We start from the raw sequence: 25,963 nt of genomic DNA on the forward strand, positions 1-25,963 counted from the left end.
GTGAGCAAATCCCACCAACCTTGAGGCCTACCGCCCGATTGCTATCGTCCCACCGAGCCAAATAGCGCGCCCGCAACTCATAGGGTCACAAGCTCTCAGGATGACGCTGTATCTGTAGCCGTCACCCTGAGGTGGCCGCTTCTTCAGCGGCCCTCGAAGGGCGACGGCGTGCCAAAGACCTAGAAAGTAAAGCAAGAAGAAATGACCGATACACGAGAAGATCGCATCCCCGTCATCGTCGGCGTCGGCGAGATCGTCGACCGCCCGAAGGAGATCACCGACGGCCTCGAGCCGCTCGACCTGCTCGAGCAGGCGCTGCGGCGCGCAGAGGCTGATGCCGGCGCAAAGCTGCTTAGTGAGGTGCAGTCGCTCGACGTCGTCAACTTCCTGAGCTGGCGCTATCGCGATCCGGAGAGGCTGTTGGCACAACGCCTCGGCATCTCGCCCTCGCATTGCTATTACGGCCCGGTCGGCGGCGAGAGCCCGATCCGCTACATCCACGAAGCGGCCAAGCGCATCGCGCGCGGCGAATGCACCGTCGCCGCCATCTGCGGCGCCGAGGCGCAGTCGACTGCGACCAAAGCCGAACGCGCGGGCGCGAAGCTGCCATGGACCCCGTTCGCACATGACGTCGAGGAGCCCAAGCGCGGCGCGGCATTCCAGAAGCCGCTGGCGGTGAAGCTCGGCGTATTCCGGCCCGTCACGGTCTATCCCTTCTATGAGGCGGCCTCCTCGGCGCATTGGGGCCAGCCGCCGCGCGAGGCGATGGCGGAATCCGGCACGCTGTGGTCGCGCTATTCGGAGGCCGCCGCGCAGAATCCCAACGCCTGGCTGAAGCGGCGCTATGCGCCTGAGGAGATCACGACGCCGACCGCGGACAATCGTCTGATCGCATGGCCTTACAACAAGCTCATGGTTGCCAACCCGAGCGTCAACATGGGAGGCGCGCTGCTGCTCACCAGCCTCGCCAAGGCGCGCGCGGCCGGCATTGCGGAAGACAAATTAGTCTATCCGCTCGGCGGCGCCTCGGCGGAAGAGCCCCGCGACTATCTGCTGCGCGACCAGTTCTACGAGAGCCATCCGCAGAACGCGGTGCTCAAGGCCGTGATGGATCTCGCCGGCGGCGACGGCAAGAGGTTCGACGCGATCGAGCTCTACAGCTGCTTCCCGTGCGTGCCCAAGATGGCGCGGCGGACGCTTGGGCTTGGTGCCGACGTGCAGCCGACCGTGACCGGCGGCCTCACCTTCTTCGGCGCGCCGCTCAACACCTACATGACGCATGCAGCCTGCGCGATGGTGCGGCGTGTACGCGACGGCGCCAAGCTGGGCCTGCTTTACGGCCAGGGCGGTTTCGTCACCAAGCATCACGCGCTGGTGGTGTCGAAGGCGCCGCCGCGCGAGGCGCTGGCGCAGGAGACCAGTGTGCAGGCAGAGGCCGACCGTAACAAGCGCGCGGTGCCGGAGTTCGTTAACGAGGCCTCGGGCAAGGGCAAGGTCGAGAGCTTTACGGTGCTCTATGGCCGCGGCGGCGATGTCGAGCACGGCGTGGTGATGCTGCGGACGGAGGACGACCGGCGCACGCTGGCGCGGATCCCGGCCGGCGACAGCGCGACGCTGGGGCGTCTGCTCGACATGGATCGCACACCGGTGGGTTCGCTCGGCGACATCGCGATGGCTGCGGACGGCGTGCCGGAGTGGCGGGTGGCGTAGCTCGCTCTCGTGTCCCGGACGCGGTGCGGCATGCAATGCCGCTCCGCAGAGCCGGGACCCAGAAAGCAGCAACGTGTACCGCTAGGAGAGATGGGCCCCGGTTCAGCAGCGCATCATTCCATGCTGCGCTGCATCCGGGGCACGAGACTCCCCTAGCCCTTCGGCGCCTGCTTCTCAGATGCGGTCGCCGGCTTGGCCTTGGCGCCAACCACGCGCACCGCATCGCCGTCGGAGAGGCCGTCCGGCGGTGCGGTGATGACGCGGTCATCCGCTGCGATCCCCGACGCCAGCTCGATCTCGCGGCCGAGATCGCGGGCGATGGTCACGGGCTTGAACAACACCTTGTCGTCCGGCCCGACGGTGGCAACACGCAGGCCGTTGCTGTTGAAGATCAGGGCGCTGGCGGGGATGCTGAGCGGTGCGGAGTCGCGCTGGAGATTCAGCTTCACGCTGGCATAGCCGCCGGGCATCAGCTCGCCACTGGAATTGTCGAGCCCGAGCTGCATGCGCGTGGTGCCGGAGGCAACATCGACAGCCTGGGAGGAGGCTTCCACCGTCGCCTGGAAGGTCCGGTTCGGATATTCCGGCAGTGCGATCGTCGCCTTGGCGCCGATCTTGATCGCCGGCACGTAATTCTGGGGAACGTTGACGTAGACGCGCAGCTTGGTGATGTCGGAGACCACGAACATCGCCGGGCCCGAGCCGCCGCCGGCATTGATCAGCGCACCGACGTCGGTGTCGCGCGCGGTGACGACGCCGTCGAACGGCGCCGTGATCTTCTTGTAGCCGGCCAGCGCTTCCAGCCGCTCGACATTGGCCTTGCCCGAATTGACGGCGGCGTTCTTGTTGGAGAGGTCGGCGGTGCGCTCGTCGATCTCCTGCGCCGATACGAAATTGGAGGCGACCAGCGTCTTGCGGCGGTTCAGCGTTGCCTCCGACAGCCTTGCGCTGGCCTGCTGGCTGGCGAGGTCGGCGCGGGCCTGCAAGAGCTGCTGATCGAGGTCCGGCGCCTCGATCTCGGCGATCACCTGCCCTGCCTTGACGCGGGCGCCGATGTCGGCGCTCCAGCTCTTGAGATAACCCGACACGCGCGAGAAGATCGGGGCGCGATAATAGGCTTCCAGCCGGCCCGGCAGATCGATGGTGGCGTTGAGCGCCTTGGCGCTGGGCTGGGTCACCGCGACACTGGGAACGGCCTGATCATCGGTCCATTCCTTTAGCCTGGAGCCCTGCTCCTCGCGGGCGCGGATGCCGGTGCCGACGACGAGACCGGCCGCAATCAGCACCACCACGCCGAAGATGCCCAGTTTCCGGTGCGAGACCGGGGAGCGGGGTTCAGTGGGCGACATGCGAAGTCTCCAATGGGGCGGCGGCTGTGGCGCCTTGTTTCTTGTGTACCATGCTGAACACCACGGGGACAAACATCAGCGTGGCGAAGGTTGCAAAGACCAGGCCGCCGATCACGGCACGGCCGAGCGGCGCGTTCTGCTCGCCGCCCTCGCCGAGGCCCAAAGCCATGGGCGCCATGCCGATGATCATGGCGAGCGCGGTCATCAGCACCGGGCGGAACCGGACGAAGCCGGCTTCCAGCGCGGCCGCGACGGGATCGCCGAGCGCCTCGTAGCGCTCGCGCGCGAAGGAGATCACGAGCACGCTGTTGGCGGTGGCAACGCCCATGCACATGATGGCGCCGGTCAGCGCGGGGACCGACAGCGTGGTCCCGGTCGTGAACAGCATCCAGACAATGCCGGCGAGCGCGGCCGGCAGGGCGGTGATGATCACGAACGGATCGGACCAGGACTGGAAGTTTACGACGATCAGGAAGTAGATCAGCACGACGGCGCCCAATAGGCCGAACAACAGGCCAGTGAAGGCGCTGTTCATGGTCTGCACCTGGCCGAGCAGCACCACCGAGGAGCCCTTCGGCACCTCCTTGGCGGTGTCGGCGATCACCTGGCGGATATCGGCGGCGACCGCGCCGAGATCGCGGCCTGAGGTCGTCGCGAAGATCTGCACCATCGACTGGATGTCGTATTGCGAGACCACCGCGCTCGAGGACGAACGCTTGATGTCGGCGATGCCGCCAAGGATCGGCGACTGCGCATTGCCGGCGGCGGTGATCGGCAGCGTCTGCAGCGCGCTGAGCGAGTCGATCTGGTATTGCGGCGTCTGCATCACGATCGAGTAGGACACGCCGTTGTCGGGGTTGAGATAGTAGGTCGGCGCCACCTGCGAGGAGCCCGCGAGATTGACCACGAGGCTGTTGGTGACGTCGCGCTCGGTCAGGCCGACATATTGCGCGCGGGTGCGGTCGACGTCGATGTTGAAGGTCGGGGCGTTCGGCGATTGCTGGATGCGCGCATCGGCAACGCCGGGAATTTTGCGGACCTTGGCCAGCAGATTGTTGGCGTAGGCAAAATTCGCGCTGAGATTGGCGCCGCGGATCTGCAGGTCGATCGGCGCCGGCGCACCGAAGTTCAGGATCTGGCTGACGATGTCGGCCGGCAGGAACGCGAAACTGACGCCGGGGAACAGCCGCGGCAATTGCTCGCGCAGCACGCGCACATGCTCTTCGGTCGGCTTGTGACCTTCCTTGAGCTTGATCTGGATATCGCCGTCCTGCGGGCCGATCACGCCGGTGTTGTTGTAGGTCATGTTGATGCCGGAGATCGGCATGCCGATGTTGTCGGTCATGGTCTCGATCTCGCCCGGGATCAGCTTGCGGACCGCCTTTTGCACGTCGGCGAGCTGGTTCGCGGTCTCCTCGACGCGGGTGCCGACTTGCGTGCGGACATGCATCAGGATGTTACCGGCATCGACGGCGGGAAAGAAGTTGCGCCCGAGGAACGGCACCAGCGCGAAGGACGCGCCGACGACACAGATGAAGCCGATCACGAACACCGCACGGTGCCCCAGCGCGAGCCGAAGGAAGTCATGGTAGCCGCCGCGGATACGCTCGAACCGCGCCTCGAAGCCACGCTGGAACCAGACCAAAGGATTGCGTGATCTCGGCGGCCCACCCTCGTGATGGACATGCGCCTGCAAGAGGTAATTCGCCATGGTCGGCACCAGCGTGCGCGACAGGATGAACGACCAGATCATCGCGAACATCACGGCTTCCGCCATCGGCACGAACAGGAAGCGCGCAACGCCCGTGAGGAAGAACATCGGCACGAACACGATACAGATGCAGAGCAGCGACACGAAAGCCGGCGTCACGATCTGGTTGGCGCCGTCGAGGATCGACTGCTCGACCGGCTTGCCCTGCTCCAGATGGTAGTTGATGTTCTCGATCGTCACGGTGGCGTCGTCGACGAGGATGCCGACCGCGAGCGCGAGCCCGCCGAGCGTCATGATGTTCAGCGTCTCTCCGATCGCCGACAGCATGATGATGGCGCCCAGCACCGACAGCGGGATCGAGACCGCGATGATGATGGTCGAGCGCCAGCTGCCGAGGAACAACAGGATCATGACGCTGGTGAGCAGCGCCGCGATCACGCCCTCGACCGCGACGCCTTGAATCGCGCCACGGACGAACACCGACTGGTCACCGATGAAGCCGATCTTGAGCGCGTCGGGGAGCTGGTCCTTGACGTCGATGACCTTCTGCTTGATGCCGGCGATGATATCGAGCGTCGAGGTCGCGCCCGCTTTCAGCACCATCATCAGCACGGAGCGGTTGCCGTCGACATGGACGATGTTCGTTTGCGGCGGATTGCCGTCGCGGACGGTGGCGACATCGCGCACATAGACCATCGCGCCGTTAACAGTCCGGATCGGCAGATTGCCGAGCTCCTCGATCCTGAGCGGCGAGTTGTTGAGCTGGATGTTGTACTCGAACTGGCCGATCTTCTGGGTGCCGACCGGCGTGATCAGGTTCTGGGCCGCGAGCGCGTTGGCGACATCCTGGCCGGACAGGCCGCGGGCCTGGAGCGCGGTGGGATCGAGATCAATCTGGACCTGGCGCTGCTTGCCGCCGAACGGATAGGGAATCGCGGCGCCGGGCACGGTGACCAGCGGCGTGCGGAGCTGGTTGATGCCGATATCGGCAAGGTTCTGCTCGGTGAGGCCATCACCCGACAACGCCACCTGGATGATCGGCACGGTGGACGCCGAGTAGTTCAGGATCAAGGGCGGCGTCGCGCCCGGCGGCATCTGCTTGAGCAGCGTCTGCGAGATCGCGGTGACCTGCGCGTTGGCGGTGCGGATGTCGACGTTGGGCTGGAAGAAGATCTTGATGATGCCAAAGCCGTTGTAGGAATTGGCCGTGATGTGCTCGATGTCGTTGACCGTCGTCGTCAGCGCGCGCTGAAATGGCGTCGTGATACGGCCGGACATCTGATCGGGCGGCAGGCCGGTGTACTGCCAGACCACGCCGATCACGGGAATGCGGATGTCCGGGAAAATGTCGGTCGGGGTCCGCAGCGCCGCGAGCGGTCCGATGATCAGCAGCAGAAGCGCGAGCACGACGAACGTATAGGGCCGGCTCAGAGCAATACGGACCAGAGCAATCATGCGCCAGGCAAATCCAGGTCAAGCAAGGAAGGAATCCGCCCCCGCGGGGATCCCTTTCCCCTTTACCTGAGCACTGCAGGAAACGCTAATGACTCGCGGCTATCCCGCATTCACTTCCCTGCTACCGCACTGCGAAATCGACATCGCAGCTATGCGCGGTCGATGTCAGGCCGCACGGACCGCGTTCAGAGAAAGAAAAACGAGCGGCGCTTCTGGCGCCGCTCGTTTTTTGCAACGATGGTGTTCGATTACGCCGCGCGCACGTTGGTCAGGAATCTGCTGACCTCGTTTTTCAGCCGGCCCGAGTCATTCGACAGCATTTGCGCCGCCGATAGCACCTGCGAAGAGGCCGTGCCAGTCTCGGTTGCGCCGCGTTGCACGTCGGTGATGTTGGAGGAGACCTGCTGGGTGCCCTGCGCGGCCTGCTGCACGTTGCGGGCGATCTCCTGCGTCGCCGCGCCCTGCTCTTCCACCGCCGCAGCGATCGCCGACGATATCTCCGAGAGACGCTCGATGGTCGAGGAGATCTCCTTGATGGCACCGACCGAATCGTTGGTCGCCGCCTGGATGCCGGCGATCTGCTGGCCGATCTCGCCGGTCGCCTTCGCGGTCTGCTCGGCGAGCGCCTTGACCTCGGAGGCCACCACCGCGAAGCCGCGGCCGGCTTCACCGGCACGTGCGGCTTCGATGGTCGCGTTCAACGCCAACAGATTGGTCTGGCCGGCGATGGTGTTGATCAGCTCGACGACGTCGCCGATGCGGGATGCTGCCTTCGACAGCTCGCTGACGCGCTCGGTGGTGGCGCGCGCCTGGCCGACGGCATCGCCCGCCATCCGCGCCGATTCCTGCACCTGACGGCTGATCTCGCCGACCGACGAGGCCATCTCCTCGGTCGCCGAGGCCACCGACTGCACGTTGGTCGAGGCTTCCTCCGAAGCGCCGGCAACGGTGGTCGCCAGCCTCTGGGAGCGGTCGGCGGTCGATGTCAGCGTCGAGGCGGAGGCCTCCAGCTGGGTCGAAGCCGACGACACGGTCTGGACGATCTCGCCGATCATGGTTTCGAATTCGCGGGTGATGTTGTCGACGCGGCGGCCGCGCTCGATCTTGGCTTCGGCATCCGCGGCCGCAGCCTCGTCCGCGGCCTTCTTGGCGATCAGCGCCTCCTTGAAAATCTGGAGCACGTCGGCCATGGCGCCGATCTCCGTCTTCTCGCCGCGATGCGGGACTTCGGCCGAAAGGTCGCCCTTACCCAGCGCCTGCATCGGCTCGGTGATGGAATTGATGCCGTTTGAGACGTCGCGGACAAGATAGAAGCTGAGACCAATGCCGATCACGACAGCGACGCCGAGAATGACCGAAACCAGCATAAAGGCATAGGCGTAGCTGTCGGCGGCATCCAGAGCGGCCTGTTCGCCGCCCTTGGTGTTGAGCTCGATGTCCTTGCGCAAGACCTCATCGGCTTGCAGCCCGATCTTGTTGACGGTCTTGGTATTCAACTCATGCGCCTCGTGCGGGACCTTGCCGGCCTCCTTGCGCGAGAGCGCCATGACTTCCTGGGTGCCTTTCTTGTACTCGTCCCACAGCTTCGACCACTCGCTGTAAAGCGCCCGCTCTTCAGGCGAGGTAATCAGGGGCTCGTAGGCTTGACGGAACTTGGTGTTGGCTTCGATCACCGTTGCCAGCGTCTTTTCCGACGCGAGCTTCTCTTCGAGAGTCTCCGACAGCATGTGCTCGCGGATCACATTGCGGTAGGTGATCACGCCGGCGCGAAGATCGCCCAGCACCCGGACGCTCGGCATCCAACTAGTGGTTATGTCGACGGTGTTGGCATTCATCGACCGCATTTTCATGACGGCGAGCAGACCCATGCCGGCCATCGCGACCAGCAGGAACGCCACGACACTGATGATCTTGGCGCGGATGGAAATGGTGGCGAGCATAGTTGTCTCTTTGTGCTGGAGCCGGCGTGGGTCCGGGAATTACGAATCAACCAAAAGGAGCAGCGCCGACATCCAACACCAGAGCACCTGAGCAGATGTTAACTAAGACTCCGTACGAGTACGGAAGCCAGAAACAAATGAACGGGCAGCTAAGAATGCCCTGCGCTCAGCGCATGAGGCCAAGCGCGTCCGTGAAAAACTCCGCGCCGCCGAAATTGCCCGATTTGAGGGCAAGCAACATCTCGCCCGCGTCCGCACCGACCGCGCGCAAGACCGGGACACCCGGGGCGATCTCTACTCCGACGAGAAATCCAGGAATCTTCAACCGGTCGACCACGGCACCAGACGTCTCGCCACCCGCGACGATCAGGCGCCGGACGCCGGCCTGCACCAGGCCTTCGGCGATGTCGGCCATGGCCTGCTCGATCGCATGCCCGGCCGCATCGCGGCCGTGGCGTGCCTGAACCGCGGCAACGGCTTCCGGTGTCGCGCTCGAAGCGATCAGAACAGGACCATCCGCCAGAAGCGGCCGGGCCCAGGCGAGCGCGCGCGGCGCTTCGCCCCGGCCTGAGACAATCTGCTCCGGGTCGAGATGTAACACCGGCATGACGCGTTCGGCATTGGCGATCTGCTGAAGCGTCGCCTGCGAGCAGCTTCCGGCAAGGCAGGCCGCCGGTCCGCCGACCGCCGCGCCTGCCACGCTGCTCGCAGCAGCCGATTTGACCTTGCCCGTCGACACCAGCGCGCGCGCAAGCCCGAGGCCGATGCCGGAGGCACCGACCGACAAGCGATGTTCGCCGGCCACGAGACCGATGGTCTCGAGGTCGCGGTCGAACACGGCGTCGATGATGGCGGCGCCGATGCCCTTGCTCGCGAGTTCGGCCAGCCGCGCCCGCACGGCATCCGCGCCGCGTGCGACGGTGGCGAGGTCGACGAGACCGATCTGCGTCCTGCTCTGGCGCGCGAGCACGCGCACCAGGTTGGAATCATGCATCGGGTTCAGCGGATGGTCCTTCAGCGGGCTCTCGTTGAGCGGTAGGGCGCCGACGAAGAGGTTACCCTGATAGACGGTGCGGCCGGTCTCCGGGAACGCCGGCGTCACCAGAACGGCAGCTTCGCCGCAGTCGGCGCGCAGCGCGTCCATCACCGGGCCGATATTGCCGGCATCTGTGGAATCGAAGGTCGAGCAGATCTTGAACAGCACGTGGCCCGCGCCGCGGCCGCGCAGCCATGTCTCCGCCGCGCGTGAGCGCGACACGGCAAGGCCCGCCTCGATCGAGCGGCTTTTCAGCGACACCACGACGGCGTCGACCTCGGGCAGTGCCAGATCGTCCGCGGGCACGCCGATGGTCTGCACGGTGCGCAGACCCGCGCGCGTCAACGTGTTGGCGAGATCGGAGGCGCCGGTGTAATCGTCGGCGATGCAGCCCAACGCAAGTGTCACGGCTTCACTCCAGCGTAAGGCTTGAACCAGGCAAGACCGTCGGTGGTCTTGCCGCGCGGGTTGTATTCGCAGCCGACGAAGCCGGTATAGCCGAGACGATCGAGTTCGGTGAACAGGAACGGATAGTTCAGCTCCTCGCCGTCAGGCTCGTTGCGCGAGGGGATGCTGGCGATCTGGATGTGGCCGATGATCGGCATCATCTCGCGCAGGCGCATGGTGACGTCGCCGTGAATGATCCCGCAGTGATAGATGTCGAACTGGAGCTTCAGGTTCGCAAGTCTCAGCTCCTGGATCAGGTCGCGCGCGAAACCGAAATCGTTGAGGAAGTAGCCGGGCACGTTGCGTGCATTGATCGGCTCGATCACGATATCGATGCCGTGGGGTGCGAAGAATTCGGCGGCCCACGCCACCGACTTGTAGAACGCCTCGATCGCGGCGCGCTCGCCGCGGTTGGCGATGCCGGCCATCAGATGCAGGCGCTTGACGCCGGTCGCCTTGGCGTAAGGCAGCGCGGTCTCCAGGCTCGCCTTGAGATCGGAGAAGCGCGAAGGGAGCGCGGCAAAGCCCTTCTCGCCGGCATTCCAGTCGCCCGGCGGCAGGTTGAACAGCGCCTGCGTCAGCCCATTGCGCTTGAGCCGCTCGCCAACCGCCTCGGCCGGATGATCGTAGGGAAAGAGAAACTCGACCGCGGTGAAGCCGGCTTGCGCAGCGGCATCGAAGCGATCGAGGAACGGCACCTCGGTGAACATCATCGAGAGATTGGCGGCAAAACGCGGCATCGGAGTCCCCCTTACTTGTCGCCGGGCAGCTTGACGCCGGTGACCTGCGCATACATGCGCGCCACCGACGCGTCGTCGTCGCGGCCCATGCCGGCGGCGGCCGTCATCAAGAACATCTGGAGCGCGGCAGCGGAGACCGGCACCGGGAATCTGGCGCTGCGCGCCATGTCCTGGATGATGCCGAGATCCTTGACGAAGATCTCGACTGCGCTGCGCGGCGTATAGTCACCGTCGAGCACGTGCGGCATGCGGTTCTCGAACATCCATGAATTGCCGGCCGAGGCCGTGATCACCTCGTACACTTTCCGGATGTCGAGGCCCTGCTTGGCAGCGAACGCCATCGCTTCGCTGGCGGCGGCGATGTGCACGCCGGCGAGCAACTGGTTGATCATCTTGAAGGCGGCGCCCTGGCCGGCGGCATCGCCGAGCTCGTAGAGCTTTGCGGCCATGGCATCGAGCGCGGGGCGTGCTTTTGCAAACGCGGCAGGACTGCCGGAGGCCAGGATCGTCAGCTCGCCTTGCGCGGCGCGCTGCGCCCCGCCGGAGATCGGCGCGTCCAGATAATGCCGGCCTGTCGCCTCGAGCTGCTTGGCAAGACGTCGCGCCACGTCGGGATCCATGGTGGCGGAGGACAAGAAGACGCCGCCTGCGGGCATGGTCTCGGCGGCACCGTCCTTGCCGAACAGGATCGTCTCGGTCTGCGCCGCATTGACGACAACGCTGACGACGATATCGGCATCCTTGGCCGCTTCGGCCGGGGTCTTCGCACCCGCGCCGCCATCCTTCACGAAGCGCGCGACGGCATCCGCCGAGACGTCGCAGCCGGTGACGGCATGACCGGCGCGCTTCAGCGAGGTCGCCATACCGAATCCCATCGAGCCGAGCCCGACGACGGCGATGCGCTGATTTTGTGGCGTGGAGGCGGACATGCAACTGATCCTTGCGAACGTTTCCCGGACGGCCGCCCTTTGCAGCGGCTCGCCGAACCGATAACACGGCTTGGCCGCGCTGCCAAAGCGTGAGACAAGCGGACATGACGGCCATGAGGACTGAAAACAGCAACGAGACCCGGCTGCGCGAGGACATCTGCCGCTTCGGACGGTCCCTGTTCGAGCGCGGACTGACGCCAGGATCCTCCGGCAACATCAGCGTCAGGCTGGACCGCGGCGGCTGGCTGGTGACACCGACCAATGCCTCGCTCGGCTTCCTCGATCCCGCAAAGCTGTCGCGGCTCGACGATCAGGGCCGGCTGGTTTCGGGCGATGCGCCGACCAAGGAAGTTCCGCTGCACAATGCGCTCTACGACACGCGTGGGAGTGCGAGGGCGATCGTGCATCTGCATTCCACCCACTCGGTCGCGCTCTCGATGCTGCCCGAGATCGACCCGCGCGCCGCGCTGCCGCCGATGACGGCCTATTACCTGATGAAATGCGGCGCCACCGCGCTCGTGCCCTATTACCGCCCCGGCGATCCCGCGGTCGCGGACGCGATCAAGGGACTGGCGGGGAAATATTCATCGGTGCTGCTCGCCAATCACGGCCCTGTTGTCGCCGGCGACACGCTGGAAGCCGCGGTGTTCGCGACCGAGGAACTGGAGGAGACGGCGAAGCTGTATCTTCTGCTCCGCGGGATGAACCCGCGGTATCTGTCGCCGGAGCAGGTGACGGATCTGGTGAAGGTATTCGGAGTGGCGCTGCCGGAGCATGGGCACGGGCACTGAGCCACGTACATCACCGTTGCGACAATGCCGTAGGGTGGGCAAAGGCGCGGCAGCGCCGTGCCCACGTCTTTGGAAGGCGTGGGCACGCTTCGCTTTGCCCACCCTACGAAATCTTTCCTGCCGTTACAGCCCCAGATACGCCTTGCGCACGTCCGGATTGCCCTTGATCTCGCTCGCTGCGCCCTGCATCAGCACGCGGCCGGTTTGCAGGATGTAGGCGCGGTCGGCGATCTCCAGGCACTCGGCCATGCGCTGCTCGACGATCAAGACGGTCATGCCGGCGTCGCGGATGCGCTTCACCGCCTGGAAGATTTCGTCGACCAGTTTTGGCATGATGCCCTGCGAGGGCTCGTCCAGCATCAGAAGCCGCGGACGCGTCATCAGCGCACGGCCGATCGCCAGCATCTGCTGCTCGCCGCCGCTCAGTGTCTCGGCGCGCTGCTCAAGGCGTTCGGACAGGCGCGGAAACAGCTGGAAGACGAGATCGAGCGGCCCCTCGCGGTCCGCATCACCACGGTAGAGATAGCTGCCGAGGCGGAGATTGTCGCGCACCGACAGGCGCGGAAACAGGCGGCGGTTCTCCGGGACATAGGCGATGCCGGTGGCGGTGATGTGATGCTGCGCCATGCCGTCGAGGCGCTTGCCGTCGAACGTCACGGTGCCCGAACGCGGGCGTTCGGCACCGGCGATGGATTTGAGCAGCGTCGACTTGCCCGCGCCGTTGGCGCCGGCCACGCAGACGATCTCGCCCTTCTGGACCTCGATCGAGACCGCGGAGATCGCGACCAGGCCCTGATAGGCGGTCGTGACTTCACGCACGCTGAGCATGACGATCTCCCAGATATGCGCTGATCACCTTGGGATCGCGGACGACATCGGCGGGTTTGCCCTCGACCAGCACCTTGCCGAGGTCGAGCACGATGGCGCGGTCGACCAGCGGCATCACGATTTCCATGACGTGCTCGACCATCAAAACGGTGATGCCGGCATCGCGCACCTTGCGCACCAGCGCGACCCCGGTCTGTGCCTCGGTCGGCGTGAGGCCGGTGAGGACTTCGTCGAGCAGCAGCAGCTTCGGTTCGGTCGCAAGCGCACGGGCGACTTCGAGGCGGCGCTTCTCGGCCGGCACGAGATCGCTCGCGAGCACGTCAGCACGGGCGGCAAGGCCGGTAAATTCCAGCACCTCATGCGCCTTGCGGCGGGCCTCGCGCATCACCGTGTTGCGCACGAGCGCACCGACGATGACATTGTCGATCACAGTCATGGTCTCAAAGCTCTTGACCACCTGGAACGTGCGACCGACGCCGCGCTGGCAGCGCTCCGCCGCCGGCATGCGGGTGACGTCCTCGCCGTCGAACCAGATCGATCCCTGGGTGGGCGGCAAGACACCGGCGATCAGATTGAACAGCGTCGACTTGCCGGCGCCGTTGGGACCGATCAGGCCGACGATCTCGCCGCGGCCGACCGAGATCGAGACGTCGCTGTTGGCGACGAGGCCGCCGAAGCGCTGCCAGACGCCGCGGGTTTCGAGAAGCGGCGTCATCGTGCGGCTCCCGTCTTCTTCGGTCGCGAAAACAGGCTCAGCAGTCCCCTCGGCAAGGCCAGCGAGATCAGGACGATCAGCGTACCGTAGACAATGAGATCGACACCGCGCCCCGAGCCGCCGAACTTGAAGCGCGTCAGCTCAGTCAGCGGGATCAGAATGGCGGCCCCTAACACCGGCCCCCACAGGGTGCCGATGCCGCCGAGCACGGCGGGCAGCGCCATCAGCAGCGAAAACTGGAAGCCCATGACGCTTTCGGGATCGATGTAGGAGACGAACTGGGCGTAGAAGCTGCCGCCGACAGCAACCAGGAAGGCGGAGACGGCGGCCGCGCCCATCTTTGAATTGAACACGTCAACACCGAGACTCTCGGCCGCGTCCGGATTGTCCTTCACCGCGCGCCACCAGAATCCCCATTTGGAGTTTTCCAGCCACCAGGTGACGAACCAGGCGAGGCAGCACAGCGCCAGCGCGAAATAGAAATACGGCAGCTTGGTGCGCAGGAATTGGAATTTCAGCCAGCTGTCGCCGCGGATCGGAATGGTGATGCCCATCGCCGCGCCGGCCCATTCCCAGTTATGGAACAGAAGCAGGCCGATCTCGGCGATGACGATGGTGGCGATCACGAAGTAATGGCCACGCAGGCGGAAGAAGGGATAACCGAGCCCCATCGCGATCAGCGCCGACACCACGCCGCCCGCCAGCATGCCGAACCAGGGCAGTACGCCGAACTTGGTGAACAGCAGCTCGGTGGTGTAGGCACCCAGGCCGAAATACAGCGCGTGCCCGAGCGAGATCTGCCCGCAATAGCCGGACAGGATGTTCCAGCTCTGTGACAGTCCCGCATACATCAGCGTCAGGATCAGGATGTTCTGGACGACGACGTCCTTCACGAACAATGGCGTGAGCGCGGCGATCGCGGCAAGCACCGCGGCGATGATGAGGTCGCGGCGGCGCCGCGCTGCAAAATCCTTGTCCATCATATCGATCCGAACAGGCCGCGCGGCCGGATGAAGACGACCAGCAGATAGACCGCGTAAATGCCGACCGATTTCAGCGACGGCGGCAGCACCAGGGCGGTGGTGGCTTCGACGAGGCCGACGATGATGCCACCGGCAAAGGCGCCGAACACGCTACCGAAGCCGCCGAGCGCCACGGTGACATAGGCGATCAGGGCAAAGGACGCGCCGACATCAGGATAAATATAGAAGAAGCTCGCCATGATCGCACCGGCGAGGCCGACGAGCGCAGCGCCAAGGCCCCAGCCGAACGCGAAGACGCGGTTCTTGTCGATGCCAACCAGTGCGACCGCGCCGGGATCCTCGCGGGTGGCTTCGATCGCGCGGCCGAAATCGGTGCGGTGGATGAAGAAGTAGAGGCCGGCAAAGGCCGCGATCGACACCAGCGCACCGACCAGCTGCGGCTCCGGCAGGAAGATGCCGGCAATCGAGATGGTTTTACCGCCGAGCCAGGACTGCGGAATGCTGCGATAGTCCGGCGTGAAGAAGAACTGCGCGAGGCCGCGCATGACGATGGCAAGGCCAAAGGTCGTGAAGATCTGCACCATGCCGGCATTGGCCTTGGCCCGCATGGCGAAGCGTACAATCAAGAGATAGATCACCGCCCCGAAGATGAAGAGCCCCGCGGCGACCAGTGGCGCCGACAGCAAGGGGTCGATGGCGAAGAACGCGAACAGGAAGAAGGACAGGTACATCGCGATCATCAGGAACTCGCCATGGGCGAAGTTCGTGACGTCCATCAGGCCGAAGATCAGCGCGAGGCCGACCGCGATCAGTCCGTAGAGCAGGCCCATGAGGAGACCGCTTGCGAGACTCTGGATAATGGCTTGGGCTGTCAAAGTCGTCCCCCACAATATGCCCTCATCCTGAGGAGCGCTCCGCAGCGCGCGTCTCGAAGGATGGGCCCACCCTCGTCCTTCGAGACGCGGGCTACGCCCGCTCCTCAGGATGAGGGCGGGAGCTAAGTCTGGCTCCCGCTCTCCGAAACGCTTACTTCATCGGCCAGATCGCCTCGGCGATCGCGGCCTGCGGCGGGAAGATGGTAACGAACTTGCCGCCGACATATTGCAGCAGCACCGGGTCGGCGTCGTTGTTCTGGCCCATCTCGTCGAACTTGACGCGCTTCCAGGGCATGATGGTCTGATCGCCCGGGATGTCGGTCGCCGCCAGCGCATCGCGGATCTTCTCGCCGTCCGTCGACTTGGCGCGGCTGATGGCGTCGGCGAGGATGATCAGGCCCATGAACTGGCGCGAGGTGAGATCGTTGAAGTCCTTGCCCGACCGCGTCTTGAACATGTCATTGATCTTGCCGACCATCGGGCGCTTCTGCGCGAGGTCGAGCGAGAAGGTGCCGCGCGAAATCACGCCTTGGAGCTTGTCGCCGACGGCATCATAGAGCGCCTTCTCGGAGAAGCCGGCGTCCTGCGCCACGATCGCGTTCGGCTTGTAGCCGAGCTCGGCCATGGTCTTGACCAGCAAAATGCCGTCGGTGGTGTAGCTCGAGGGCATCAACACGTCGGCATTCGCAGACTTGAGCTGCTGCACCTCGGCCGAGAGCGAGGGCGAGTTGGCGCGATACTTGATGTCGGTGACGATCTTGTAGCCGCGTTCGCCGGCGATCTTGGCCTGGGCGTTGCCGGAATCGGTGCCGAAGATGGTGTCCTCGTGGAACAGCGACAGCGTCTCGATCTTGGTGCCCTTCTTCTTCATGGCATCGAAGAAGTCGAACATTGCGGCCGAGTACATCTCGTCATGCGGCGCGGCGCGGAAGTAATATTTGAGGCCGCGGCGATGCAGGCTCGGCGAGGAGTTGTCGGCGGAGACGAACGGGACCTGGTAGCGCTCGCAGATCTGGCTGACCGTGACGGCGACGGCGCTCTGATAGGTGCCGATGATGGCGCTGACTTTCTCCTGCGTGATCAGGCGCTCGGCTTCGGCGCGGCCCTTTTGCGGATCGGCCTGGTGGTCGGCGAACACGAGGCGGACCTTGGCGCCGCCGAGGCCCGGCAGGCCCTCGCCCTTGGCCAGCGGCAGGTCGAAATCGGTGTCCTTGTTGATGACCTCGAGCGCGGTCTCATAGGCCTTCTGCGCGTCGACGCCCTGCTGCGCGCTGCCGCCGGAGAACGGATAGATTACGCCGATCACGACTTCCGAAGTCTGTGCGCGTGCAGCGAGGGGCACCAGCGCAGCGGTGGCGGTGGCACCTAACAACACGTCGCGGCGAGTGATCGTCATGGCAAAGTCCCCTGTTATTGAATTTGGCTGATCGAATGAAGCGACCGATGGATGCGGTAAAGCCCGAACAAGCAGCAGATGCTGCCTACTATATCACGGCCATGGTCCTGTTCTTGAGATCCGTCACCAGCATCAGGCCGGGCGAATGCGTGATGGCGAACGGCAGCTTGGCGGCGTTGATCACTGATTGCGGCGTCACGCCGCAGGCCCAAAACACCGGAATCTCGTCGTCGGCGACGGGCACCGGATCGCCATAGTCGGGCTTGGCGATGTCCTTGATGCCGATCAGATGCGGATGTCCGAGATGCACGGGCGCACCGTGCACGGCCGGGTAGCGCGAGGTGATCTGCACCGCACGGATCGCGTCAGCCGGCTTGAACGGGCGCATCGAGACCACCATGGGGCCGGCAAACGGCCCGGCCTCGCCGCAGGCGATGCTGGTGCGATACATCGGCACGCGCACGTTCTTCTCGATGTGGCGGATCGGCATACCCTCGTCAAGCAGCGCTTCTTCGAACGAGAAGGAGCAGCCGAGCACGAAGGTGACGAGATCGTCGCGCCAATGCTTCGTCACGTCGGTCGGCTCGTCCACGACCTCCCCGTCGCGCCAGACGCGGTAGCGCGGCACGTCGGTGCGAATGTCGAGGTCGGCGCCGAGCGAGGGGATGTGCGGACTGCCGACATCGGACATGCCGATGATCGGGCACGGCTTTGGATTGAGCTGGCAGAAGCGGTGAAAGGCGCCGGCATATTCCGCAGGCAGGATCGCCAGATTGCCCTGGACGAAACCGGGGGCGACCCCGGCGGTGGAAGCGACCAGCCCCTCGCGATAGGCGAGGCGGGCCTTGCGGCTCGGAAGGGCGTCGGGCGTTTCAGATTGCTGCGCTGCCACCAAAACAGTCATGTAATCGACCTGCCTATAAACTCGACAAGGACAAGCCAACACCAAGCGTGCTATAAAGTCTAATCGTCGTTTCTAATCAATCTCGATAAATCCAATTTATCGATTGGGAAAATCCTTCCAATGCTGGACTTCAGGTCGATCGAGACATTCCTTTGGGTTGTGAAGCTCGGCAGCTTCCGCGGCGCCGCCCAACGGCTCAACACGACCCAGCCGGCGATCTCCCAGCGCATCGCCCAGCTCGAGCGCGAGATGGGCGTAAAGCTCCTCAACCGCGATCACCGCGTGGCCTCTCCGACCCCAAGCGGCCGGCAGATGATGGTCTATGCGGAGAAGTTGATCGGCCTGCGCGCTCAGATGATGGCGGAGATCGGCGACCGCTCGGCAATGCGCGGGGTGATGCGGCTCGGCGTCGCCGAGACCATCGTGCACACCTGGCTGCCGCGCTTGGTGAAGAGCGTGAACCAGGTCTATCCAAACCTGTCGCTGGAGATCGAAGTCGACATCACGCCGAACCTCACTGCGCGCCTCCTCGCACAGGAGATCGAGCTTGCCTTCGTCGTCGGCCCTCTGTCCGCTTCCGGCGTGCACAATCGTGTGCTTGCCGATTACCCAATCGGCTTCCTCGCAAGTCCCTCGCTCGGCCTTGGCAATGGCCCGGTGACGCCGGCGGAGCTCGCGCGGTTTCCGATCATCACCTTCCCGCGCAAGACCAAGCCTTACGAGGTCGTGCGCGAGGTATTCGACCGCCCCGAGCTGCCGCCGATCCGGCTGCACGCCTCCGCCTCGCTTGCGACCGTGATCCACATGGCGGTGGAAGGGCTCGGCGTCGCCGTGATCCCCGACGCCATTGTGGAGAACGAGATTGCCGACGGGCGGCTGCAACTGCTCGACACCGATCTTGCGATCGCACCGCTGACCTTCACTGCGAGCTGGCTCGCCTCACCCGACGTCGTCGCCGTGGAGCGCGTCGCCGAGCTGGCTCGGCAGATTGCGCAGAGCAGCCTCGCGGTTGACGCGCCCGCGCTGGCGCGTCATTGAAACAGGCGCCGGACAAAAGAGAGAACGACCGCATGAGCCGAGCCGCCACCAATCTGCAAATCGATTCCGCCCGTCTCTGGGGCTCCATCCACGAGACCGCGCAGTTTGGCGCGACGGCCAAAGGCGGCGTGCGGCGGCTGACGCTGAGCAGCGAAGACAAGCAGGTGCGCGACTGGTTCCGCAAGGCCTGCGAAGACGCCGGGCTCGAAGTCCACGTCGACGCGCTCGGATCGCAGTTCGGCCTGCGCAAGGGCCGCGACATGTCGAAGCCGCCTGTCGGCATCGGCTCGCATCTCGACACGCAGCCGACCGGCGGCAAGTATGACGGCATCCTGGGCACGCTCGGCGCGCTGGAGGTGATCCGCACGCTGAACGATGCCGGTATCGAAACCGAAGCGCCGATCTGCGTCGTCAACTGGACCAATGAGGAAGGATCGCGTTTCGCACCTGCGATGATGGCCTCCGCGGCTTACGTCGGCGACTTCACCACCGACGACATCTTGTCGCGCAAGGACGTCGAGGGCACGACCGTCGGCCAAGCGCTCGACAGCATCGGCTATCGCGGCGACAAGCCGGTCGGCTTTCAGAAGCTCGGCTGCTTCGTCGAGTTGCACATCGAGCAAGGCCCTATCTTGGAGGCCGAAGGAAAGACCATCGGCGTTGTCGATTCCGGCCAGGGCGTGCTCTGGTACGACGGCAAGATTTCCGGCTTCGAGAGCCACGCGGGCTCGACGCCGATGCCGCTGCGGCGCGATGCGCTCGCGACGCTGTCGGAGATCGTTCTGGCGATGGAGTCCATCGCGAAGAAGCACGGGCCGAACGCCGTAGGCACCATTGGCGAAGCCGTCATCGCAAGTCCCTCGCGCAACGTCATTCCCGGCGAGATCGCCTTCACCATGGATTGCCGCAGCGCGGACGGCGCCATCATGGATGCGCTCGATCGCGACCTGCGCGCCGCGATTGCCGAGATTGCCGCGCGCCGCAAGGTCGAGGTCAAGATCGATCTGGTCTGGCGCAAGCCACCGACGCATTTCGACCCCAAGCTCATCGCGGCGGTCGAGAACGCGGCGAAGACGCTCGGCTATTCCTCTCGCCGCATCACCTCCGGCGCCGGCCACGACGCCTGCAACCTCAATACCGTCATGCCTGCCGCGATGGTGTTCGTGCCCTGCAAGGACGGCATCAGCCACAACGAGCTCGAGGACGCCACGCAGCCGGACTGCGCCGCAGGCACCAACGTTCTCATGCATACCGTGCTGGCGATCGCCGGCGTCGCGTCCTGACCGGAGAGAGCCATGCGCGGAGTATTCGTCGACGCCAATGAAACCTTGGCCGCGATCATGGAGCGGCTGGAGCAGCCTGATGATCCCAAGGTACGGATTCACAGGAATCCCGACATCAAGCCCGAGCAATATCCCGAGATCCTCGACGGCGCCGAGATCGCGATCGTCGATCACACCGCGCTGCCGACCGACGTGGCGAAGAAGTGCACCGGACTGAAGCACGTCGTTTTCCTTGGCACCGGCGCGCGCAGCTACATGAACCCGGAGGAGCTCAGCCAGCTCGGCATCTCCGTGCATCTGATCAAGGGTTACGGCGACACTGCGGTCGCCGAATCCGCGATCGCGCTGATGTGGGCCTCTGCCCGCGTCATCGCGATGATGGATCGCGAGATGCGCGGCGGCAACTGGCTGCGCGAGGACGGCATGCAGCTCACCGGCAAGACCCTCGGGCTGATCGGGTTCGGCGGCATCGCCGCAGAGGTCGCGCGCATCGCGTCGGGCAGCGGCATGAAGGTGATCGCCTGGAACCGCTCGCCGAAGAGCCATCCCGGCGTGGAGTTCACCGATCTCGACACACTGCTGGCCAGGAGCGACGTCGTTTCGCTGCATCTGCTGCTCAACGACGAGACGCGCGGCATGATCACGCGCGAGAAGATATTTGCGATGAAGCCTGGCGTGATCCTCGTCAACACTGCCCGCGCCGCGATCGTCGACGAGCAGGCGATGATCGAGGCGCTGAAGTCAGGCCATATCCGTCATGCCGGCCTTGACGTCTTCAACACCGAGCCCCTGCCCGGCGATCATCCGCTGACGAAGATTTCGAACGTGACCCTGTCGGCGCACTCGGCCTTCCGCACGCCGGAGGCCAGCGAAAACCTGATTGAAGCGGCATGGGTCCATTGCCGCCGGATCGTGAAGGCATAAGAGCACCAACAATGGCCGACTATCGCACCATCAAGGCAGAGCCGCTCACCAACGCCATCCGCGCCATTGTCAAGGCCGGCGGCTCCTCGGACCGCGAGGCCGAGCTCGTGTCCACCAATCTCGTCGAGGCCAATCTCAAAGGCCACGACTCCCACGGCGTCGGCATGATCCCGCGCTATGTCCAGAGCGTCACCAACGGCGGCCTCGCCGTGAACGCGCACGTCAAGATCGTGCTCGACACCGGGCCGCTCCTTACCCTCGACGGCCTCACCGGCTACGGCCAGGTGATCGGCCATGAAGCGATGGAGCTCGCGGCCGAGCGCGCCAAGCAAAACGGCGTGTGCCTCGTCGGCCTCTCAAACTCGCACCATATCGGCCGCATCGGCCACTGGGCTGAGCAGTGCATCGACCATGGGCTGGTCTCGATCCACTTCGTCAATGTGATCTCGCGCCCGATCGTGGCGCCCTGGGGCGGCAGCGACGCACGTCACGGCACCAACCCGTTCTGCGTCGGCATCCCGCGCAGGGGCAAGGAGCCGATCGTGCTCGACTTCGCCACCAGCAGGATCGCGCAGGGCAAGACCCGCGTCGCCCACAACAAGGGCGTCGAGCTTGAGGGCGGCACCATCATCGACAATGAAGGCAAGCCCACCACCAACCCGCGCTACACCGTGATCCCGCCGCATGGCGCGATCCTGCCGTTCGGCGAGCACAAGGGTTCGGGGCTCGCGCTGGTGTGCGAAATCCTCGGCGGCGCGCTCTCCGGCGGGCAGGTGGTCAAGGGCCCGTCCGACGGCAAGTACAACGTCCTCAACGGTATGCTCTCGATCGTCATCGACCCGAGCAAGCTCGGCACCGGCGAAAACCTCGCGCGCGAAGTCGAGAGCTTCGTCGCCTGGCACACCGGCTCGCCGCCTGCCCCCGGCGTCGACAAGGTGAAGATTGCCGGCGACCCCGAGCGCGAGACCAAGAAGAAGCGACTGGCCGAGGGCATTCCGGTCGATCCGACCACGTGGCAGGAGATTTTGGACGCCGGGAAGAAGTTCGGGCTAGATCAGGCGGCGATCGAGAAGATCGCAGGCTAGGCGCTACCGCTGGGCACGAACGGACAAGCCAATTGCGTGCTGTCTTCCCTTCTCCCCTTGTGGGAGAAGGTGGCGCGAAGCGCCGTATGAGGGGTTCGTGCCGCAAATAATCTTCTGAGAGGTTTGTCTCCGCGGAGAGATACCCCTCACCCGTCTCGCCGCTACGCGGCGAGCCACCCTCTCCCACAAGGGGGAGAGGGAAAGGAGCACGTCAATCCACCATATCCGCAACCGCCTTGCCGCACGCTGTCGTATCCGCGTTGCCGCCGAGATCCTTCGTGCGCAGCGTGCGTTCGGCCAGCGTACGCTCGATCGCATCGACGATCGACTTGCCGGCTTCTTTCTCGCCGAGATGCTCGAGCATCATCGCGCCCGACCAGATCGCGCCGATCGGGTTGGCGATGCCCTGCCCTGCGATGTCGGGCGCCGAGCCGTGCACCGGCTCAAACACCGAGGGGAAATCGCCGTCGGGATTGATGTTGCCTGACGGCGCGATGCCGATGGTGCCGGTGCAGGCCGGGCCGAGATCGGAGAGGATGTCGCCGAACAGATTCGAGCCGACCACGACGTCGAACCAGTCCGGATGCAGCACGAAGTTCGCTGTCAAAATGTCGATGTGGTACTTGTCCCACTTCACGCCGGGAAACTTCTTGGCCATCGCCTCCACGCGCTCGTCCCAATAGGGCATGGTGATGGAGATGCCGTTGGACTTGGTCGCCGAGGTCAAATGCTTCTTCGGCCGCGACTGCGCGAGCTCGAAGGCGAACTTCAGGATGCGATCGACGCCGGTGCGGGTCATCACCGTCTGCTGCGTCACGAACTCGCGGTCGGTGTCCGGGAACATGCGGCCGCCGACGGAGGAATATTCGCCTTCCGTGTTCTCGCGCACCACCCAGAAATCGATATCGCCGGGCTTGCGCCCCGCCAACGGCGACGGCACGCCGGGCATCAGCCGCACCGGGCGCAGGTTCACATATTGGTCGAACTCGCGGCGAAACTTGATCAGCGAGCCCCACAGCGAGACGTGATCCGGAATCTTGGCCGGCCAGCCGACCGCGCCGAAATAGATCGCATCGTGCTTGCCGATCTTCTCCTTCCAGTCATCCGGCATCATCTGGCCGTGCTTCTCGTAGTAGTCCCACGACGAGAAGTCGAAATGGTCGAAATGCAGGGAAACCCCGTGCTTCTTCGCTGCCGCCTCCAAGACGCGCAGGCCCTCAGGCATCACTTCCTTGCCGATGCCGTCGCCGGGAATGACTGCGATCCGGTATTGTTTCTTGCTCATCGAGAACGTCCCTGGTTGGTCCGGCAGCCGCCGCCTTTTGACCGCACTGCAATGGACCAAACGCGTCGGCAGTGCAACGCTGCACTGCAATGTTGACCATGGCGCGGCCAAGCGCCTACTGATTTTATCCTGTTCCTATTCTGCGAGTACCCCTCATGGATCTGCATCTGCGTGGCAAGCGTGTCCTGATCACGGGCGCGTCCAAGGGCATTGGCGCTGCCGCCGCCGAGGCGTTTGCCGAGGAAGGCGCGCACCTCCTGCTCGCCGCCCGCAGCGGCGACCAGCTCAAGGCGCTGGCCGACCGATTGCGTTCCGCACACCAGATCGATGCCGCAACGAGCATCGTCGATCTGCGCAAGGCGGAGGACGTGGCGCGGCTCGCCAGGGAAGCCGCCGACATCGACGTGCTCGTCAACAATGCCGGCGACATCCCCGGCGGCTCGATCGACAAGATCGACGAGGCGACCTGGCGCCACGCCTGGGAATTGAAAGTCTTCGGTTACATCAATCTCACGCGGCAGATCTACGCGCAGATGAAGGCGAAGGGCGGCGGCGTCATCGTCAACGACATTGGGGCTGCCGGCGAAAAGTTCGACGCCAACTACATCTGCGGCAGTGCCGGCAACGCCGCGCTGATGGCCTTCACCCGTGCGCTCGGCGGCAAGAGTCTTGCCGACAACATCCGCGTGGTCGGCATCAATCCCGGCCCCGTCGGCACCGATCGCCACGTCACCCTGCTCAAGACGCGGGCCAAGCACCAGTTCGGCGACGAGAGCCGCTACAAGGAATTCCAGAAGAGCCTGCCGCTCGGCCGCCCTGCGCATGCGCGCGAGATCGGCGATCTCATGGCGTTCCTGGCGTCGGACCGCGCCGGGTATACGTCGGGCGTGATCTATACGGTCGACGGCGGCATCAGCGCCGGGTGGGGTTAATTTTTCCGTCATTGCGAGCGCAGCGAAGCAATCCAGGAATGTATCCGCGGGTAACAGTCTGGATTGCTTCGCTGCGCTCACAATGACGACACAGTAAGCACAGGAGTGAAATAGTTGTCTCAAGACCTGATCCGCGAAACCGCATGCGCCGTCGTCGACAAGCTGCGCTCCGGCGACGTCTCGCCGCTCGAACTGCTGGATGTGGTGGAGAAGCGCATCGGTGAGGTCGACGGCAAGGTCAATGCGCTGCCGATACTGTGCTTCGATCGCGCGCGGGACAGCGCCAAGGCGCTGATGCGGAAGCCGGCCGGCGCACGGGGGCTGCTCGCGGGCCTGCCGGTGCCGATCAAGGATCTGACCGACGTCGCGGGCGTATTGAACACGCAGGGCTCGCCGATCTTCAAGGACAATATCCCCGCCAAGTCCGACCTCATGGTCGAGAATCTCGAAGCCAATGGCGCGGTCGTCTACGCAAAATCCAACACGCCGGAATTCGGCGCCGGCGCCAACACCTTCAACGAGGTGTTCGGCGCGACGCTCAATCCCTGGGATATTTCGAAATCCGCGGCAGGCTCCTCCGGCGGCGCGGCAGTGGCGCTCGCCACCGGCATGGCCTGGCTCGCGCAGGGCTCCGACATGGGCGGCAGCTTGCGCAGCCCCGCGAGCTTCTGCGGCATCGTCGGCATGCGGCCGAGCATCGGCCGCGTCGCGCATACGCCGAAGGCGGGCATCGATCGCAATCTCGGCGTACAGGGCCCGATGGCGCGCAATGTCGAGGATCTCGCGCTGCTGCTCGATGCCATGAGCGGCGACTACGCGGACGATCCGCTGTCGCTGCCGGCGCCCGTGACCTCGTTCCTGTCGGCGGCACAGTCAGGCAGGAAGCCGAAGCGCATCGCCTATTCGCCCGATCTCGGCATCACGCCTGTCGATCCCGAGGTGAAGGCGATCACCCGCAAGGCAGCGGAACGCTTTGCCGAGGCTGGCGCCATCGTCGAGGAGGCGCATCCGGACTGGCGCGAGGCGCATGAATGCTTCCACGTGCTGCGCGCCTTCGATTTCGCGATCAGCAAGGCGCAATTGCTGAGAACCAAGCGCGATCTGCTCAAGCCCGAAGTGATCTGGAATATCGAGGAAGGCCTCAAGCTCACCGTGGATCAGCTCGAGCGGGCCGAGGCCCAGCGCGTCGGCATGACCGCGCGGGCGGTCGAGTTCTTCAAGACCTACGATCTGCTGCTGACCCCCACCACGATCGTGCCGCCTTTCCCGATCGAGCACCGCTATGTCGCCGAATGCGCCGGCAAGAGATTCGACAATTACGTCGAATGGCTCGGCATCGTCTACGCCATCACGCTGGCCTGCTGCCCCTCGCTGTCGCTGCCCTGCGGCTTCACAGCGTCGGGCCTGCCGGTCGGCGTGCAGGTCGTCGGCGCACCGCGAAGCGACGCCGACGTGCTCGCGGGCGCGAAGGTTCTGGAGGATATTTTGGGCCTGCGCGGCACGACGCCGATCGAGCCGAAGGGGAGCAAGTAGCGCGATCCATAATGCTAGCGCGGTACCCCTCTCCCCTTGTGGGAGAGGGTGGCTCGCCGCATAGCGGCGAGACG

General features: G+C 64.9%; 21 protein-coding genes. 8 read left to right on the plus strand and 13 right to left on the minus strand.

Annotated features, from left to right (window positions below):
- Nucleotides 1–201: 201 nt before the first annotated feature.
- Nucleotides 202–1,710 carry an acetyl-CoA acetyltransferase gene (locus IVA81_RS31445; RefSeq protein ID WP_247325267.1) on the plus strand — a complete coding sequence of 503 codons (1,509 nt, stop codon included), beginning with the start codon at nt 202–204 and terminating at the stop codon, nt 1,708–1,710.
- A gap of 152 nt (nt 1,711–1,862) precedes the next feature.
- Here the strand turns inward: IVA81_RS31445 and IVA81_RS31450 are convergent, their stop codons facing one another.
- The 6 genes from IVA81_RS31450 to ltnD all read right to left on the minus strand — a co-directional run bounded on the left by IVA81_RS31450 (nt 1,863) and on the right by ltnD (nt 11,317).
- Complete coding sequence (locus IVA81_RS31450; RefSeq protein ID WP_247325268.1) at nt 1,863–3,059, minus strand: efflux RND transporter periplasmic adaptor subunit; 1,197 nt, start codon at nt 3,057–3,059, stop codon at nt 1,863–1,865.
- A complete protein-coding gene (locus IVA81_RS31455; RefSeq protein WP_247325270.1) occupies nt 3,046–6,225 on the minus strand; it encodes an efflux RND transporter permease subunit in 3,180 nt (1,059 codons plus the stop codon). Before IVA81_RS31455 ends, IVA81_RS31450 begins: the two co-directional genes overlap by 14 nt.
- A 248-nt stretch (nt 6,226–6,473) precedes the next feature.
- Nucleotides 6,474–8,165 carry a methyl-accepting chemotaxis protein gene (locus tag IVA81_RS31460; RefSeq protein ID WP_247325277.1) on the minus strand — a complete coding sequence of 564 codons (1,692 nt, stop codon included), beginning with the start codon at nt 8,163–8,165 and terminating at the stop codon, nt 6,474–6,476.
- Nucleotides 8,166–8,331: 166 nt separating this feature from the next.
- The gene (gene otnK / locus IVA81_RS31465) at nt 8,332–9,609 is read right to left on the minus strand and encodes a 3-oxo-tetronate kinase (RefSeq protein ID WP_247325278.1); all 1,278 of its coding nucleotides are present in this window, start codon (nt 9,607–9,609) and stop codon (nt 8,332–8,334) included.
- The gene (otnI, locus tag IVA81_RS31470; RefSeq protein ID WP_247325279.1) at nt 9,606–10,388 is read right to left on the minus strand and encodes a 2-oxo-tetronate isomerase; all 783 of its coding nucleotides are present in this window, start codon (nt 10,386–10,388) and stop codon (nt 9,606–9,608) included. Before otnI ends, otnK begins: the two co-directional genes overlap by 4 nt.
- 11 nt (nt 10,389–10,399) lie before the next feature.
- Entirely contained in the window at nt 10,400–11,317 is a 918-nt protein-coding gene (ltnD, locus tag IVA81_RS31475) for an L-threonate dehydrogenase (protein WP_247325280.1), read from the minus strand.
- A 104-nt stretch (nt 11,318–11,421) separates the two neighbouring features.
- Here ltnD and IVA81_RS31480 point away from each other — a divergent pair, with 104 nt between their 5' ends.
- Nucleotides 11,422–12,108 (plus strand): aldolase, encoded by a 687-nt coding sequence (locus IVA81_RS31480; RefSeq protein ID WP_247325281.1) that lies wholly within the window; start codon nt 11,422–11,424, stop codon nt 12,106–12,108.
- A gap of 123 nt (nt 12,109–12,231) precedes the next feature.
- Here the strand turns inward: IVA81_RS31480 and IVA81_RS31485 are convergent, their stop codons facing one another.
- The 6 genes from IVA81_RS31485 to IVA81_RS31510 all read right to left on the minus strand — a co-directional run bounded on the left by IVA81_RS31485 (nt 12,232) and on the right by IVA81_RS31510 (nt 17,809).
- Nucleotides 12,232–12,936, minus strand: coding sequence for an ABC transporter ATP-binding protein (locus tag IVA81_RS31485; RefSeq protein ID WP_247325283.1), 705 nt, complete (start codon nt 12,934–12,936; stop codon nt 12,232–12,234).
- Nucleotides 12,920–13,651, minus strand: a complete 732-nt coding sequence (locus IVA81_RS31490) for an ABC transporter ATP-binding protein (RefSeq protein ID WP_247325284.1) — start codon at nt 13,649–13,651, stop codon at nt 12,920–12,922. Before IVA81_RS31490 ends, IVA81_RS31485 begins: the two co-directional genes overlap by 17 nt.
- Nucleotides 13,648–14,631 (minus strand): branched-chain amino acid ABC transporter permease, encoded by a 984-nt coding sequence (locus IVA81_RS31495; protein WP_247325285.1) that lies wholly within the window; start codon nt 14,629–14,631, stop codon nt 13,648–13,650. Before IVA81_RS31495 ends, IVA81_RS31490 begins: the two co-directional genes overlap by 4 nt.
- Nucleotides 14,631–15,464 (minus strand): branched-chain amino acid ABC transporter permease, encoded by an 834-nt coding sequence (locus IVA81_RS31500; RefSeq protein ID WP_247326038.1) that lies wholly within the window; start codon nt 15,462–15,464, stop codon nt 14,631–14,633. The genes IVA81_RS31495 and IVA81_RS31500 overlap by 1 nt, the downstream gene beginning before the upstream one ends.
- A gap of 196 nt (nt 15,465–15,660) precedes the next feature.
- Nucleotides 15,661–16,905: an ABC transporter substrate-binding protein gene (locus tag IVA81_RS31505; protein ID WP_247325287.1), complete on the minus strand. Its 1,245-nt coding sequence runs from the start codon at nt 16,903–16,905 to the stop codon at nt 15,661–15,663.
- Nucleotides 16,906–16,993: 88 nt separating this feature from the next.
- Nucleotides 16,994–17,809, minus strand: coding sequence for a putative hydro-lyase (locus IVA81_RS31510; protein WP_247325288.1), 816 nt, complete (start codon nt 17,807–17,809; stop codon nt 16,994–16,996).
- Between the two features lie 120 nt (nt 17,810–17,929).
- On the opposite strand from IVA81_RS31510, the gene IVA81_RS31515 reads away from it, so the two are divergent.
- Genes IVA81_RS31515 through IVA81_RS31530 form a run of 4 tightly spaced genes read left to right on the plus strand, consistent with a single transcriptional unit; the run spans nt 17,930 to nt 22,139 of the window.
- Nucleotides 17,930–18,847 (plus strand): LysR family transcriptional regulator, encoded by a 918-nt coding sequence (locus IVA81_RS31515; protein ID WP_247325290.1) that lies wholly within the window; start codon nt 17,930–17,932, stop codon nt 18,845–18,847.
- A 32-nt stretch (nt 18,848–18,879) separates the two neighbouring features.
- Nucleotides 18,880–20,130, plus strand: coding sequence for a Zn-dependent hydrolase (locus IVA81_RS31520; RefSeq protein ID WP_247325292.1), 1,251 nt, complete (start codon nt 18,880–18,882; stop codon nt 20,128–20,130).
- A gap of 12 nt (nt 20,131–20,142) precedes the next feature.
- Complete coding sequence (locus IVA81_RS31525) at nt 20,143–21,054, plus strand: NAD(P)-dependent oxidoreductase (protein WP_247325294.1); 912 nt, start codon at nt 20,143–20,145, stop codon at nt 21,052–21,054.
- An 11-nt stretch (nt 21,055–21,065) separates the two neighbouring features.
- Nucleotides 21,066–22,139 carry a malate/lactate/ureidoglycolate dehydrogenase gene (locus IVA81_RS31530; protein WP_247325297.1) on the plus strand — a complete coding sequence of 358 codons (1,074 nt, stop codon included), beginning with the start codon at nt 21,066–21,068 and terminating at the stop codon, nt 22,137–22,139.
- A gap of 211 nt (nt 22,140–22,350) precedes the next feature.
- Here IVA81_RS31530 and IVA81_RS31535 read toward each other — a convergent pair whose 3' ends face one another.
- Complete coding sequence (locus IVA81_RS31535) at nt 22,351–23,424, minus strand: tartrate dehydrogenase (protein WP_247325299.1); 1,074 nt, start codon at nt 23,422–23,424, stop codon at nt 22,351–22,353.
- Between the two features lie 155 nt (nt 23,425–23,579).
- On the opposite strand from IVA81_RS31535, the gene IVA81_RS31540 reads away from it, so the two are divergent.
- A complete protein-coding gene (locus IVA81_RS31540) occupies nt 23,580–24,356 on the plus strand; it encodes an SDR family oxidoreductase (RefSeq protein WP_247325307.1) in 777 nt (258 codons plus the stop codon).
- Nucleotides 24,357–24,470: 114 nt separating this feature from the next.
- Nucleotides 24,471–25,889 (plus strand): amidase family protein, encoded by a 1,419-nt coding sequence (locus IVA81_RS31545; protein ID WP_247325309.1) that lies wholly within the window; start codon nt 24,471–24,473, stop codon nt 25,887–25,889.
- Nucleotides 25,890–25,963 lie beyond the last annotated feature (74 nt).

This window comes from Bradyrhizobium sp. 141 (assembly GCF_023074055.1).
GTDB lineage: Bacteria > Pseudomonadota > Alphaproteobacteria > Rhizobiales > Xanthobacteraceae > Bradyrhizobium.

What these genes read in the sequence shown, in the direction of transcription:
- IVA81_RS31445 (WP_247325267.1), top strand. Translation starts at nt 202, where the DNA reads ATGACCGATACACGAGAAGATCGCATCCCCGTCATCGTCGGCGTCGGC.
- IVA81_RS31485 (WP_247325283.1), bottom strand. Translation starts at nt 12,936, where the DNA reads ATGCTCAGCGTGCGTGAAGTCACGACCGCCTATCAGGGCCTGGTCGCG.
- otnI (WP_247325279.1), bottom strand. Translation starts at nt 10,388, where the DNA reads ATGCCGCGTTTTGCCGCCAATCTCTCGATGATGTTCACCGAGGTGCCG.
- ltnD (WP_247325280.1), bottom strand. Translation starts at nt 11,317, where the DNA reads ATGTCCGCCTCCACGCCACAAAATCAGCGCATCGCCGTCGTCGGGCTC.
- IVA81_RS31480 (WP_247325281.1), top strand. Translation starts at nt 11,422, where the DNA reads ATGACGGCCATGAGGACTGAAAACAGCAACGAGACCCGGCTGCGCGAG.
- IVA81_RS31460 (WP_247325277.1), bottom strand. Translation starts at nt 8,165, where the DNA reads ATGCTCGCCACCATTTCCATCCGCGCCAAGATCATCAGTGTCGTGGCG.
- IVA81_RS31495 (WP_247325285.1), bottom strand. Translation starts at nt 14,631, where the DNA reads ATGGACAAGGATTTTGCAGCGCGGCGCCGCCGCGACCTCATCATCGCC.
- IVA81_RS31455 (WP_247325270.1), bottom strand. Translation starts at nt 6,225, where the DNA reads ATGATTGCTCTGGTCCGTATTGCTCTGAGCCGGCCCTATACGTTCGTC.
- IVA81_RS31500 (WP_247326038.1), bottom strand. Translation starts at nt 15,464, where the DNA reads ATGGGCCTGCTCTACGGACTGATCGCGGTCGGCCTCGCGCTGATCTTC.
- IVA81_RS31540 (WP_247325307.1), top strand. Translation starts at nt 23,580, where the DNA reads ATGGATCTGCATCTGCGTGGCAAGCGTGTCCTGATCACGGGCGCGTCC.
- IVA81_RS31515 (WP_247325290.1), top strand. Translation starts at nt 17,930, where the DNA reads ATGCTGGACTTCAGGTCGATCGAGACATTCCTTTGGGTTGTGAAGCTC.
- IVA81_RS31530 (WP_247325297.1), top strand. Translation starts at nt 21,066, where the DNA reads ATGGCCGACTATCGCACCATCAAGGCAGAGCCGCTCACCAACGCCATC.
- IVA81_RS31525 (WP_247325294.1), top strand. Translation starts at nt 20,143, where the DNA reads ATGCGCGGAGTATTCGTCGACGCCAATGAAACCTTGGCCGCGATCATG.
- IVA81_RS31490 (WP_247325284.1), bottom strand. Translation starts at nt 13,651, where the DNA reads ATGACGCCGCTTCTCGAAACCCGCGGCGTCTGGCAGCGCTTCGGCGGC.
- IVA81_RS31510 (WP_247325288.1), bottom strand. Translation starts at nt 17,809, where the DNA reads ATGACTGTTTTGGTGGCAGCGCAGCAATCTGAAACGCCCGACGCCCTT.
- IVA81_RS31505 (WP_247325287.1), bottom strand. Translation starts at nt 16,905, where the DNA reads ATGACGATCACTCGCCGCGACGTGTTGTTAGGTGCCACCGCCACCGCT.
- IVA81_RS31520 (WP_247325292.1), top strand. Translation starts at nt 18,880, where the DNA reads ATGAGCCGAGCCGCCACCAATCTGCAAATCGATTCCGCCCGTCTCTGG.
- IVA81_RS31535 (WP_247325299.1), bottom strand. Translation starts at nt 23,424, where the DNA reads ATGAGCAAGAAACAATACCGGATCGCAGTCATTCCCGGCGACGGCATC.
- IVA81_RS31450 (WP_247325268.1), bottom strand. Translation starts at nt 3,059, where the DNA reads ATGTCGCCCACTGAACCCCGCTCCCCGGTCTCGCACCGGAAACTGGGC.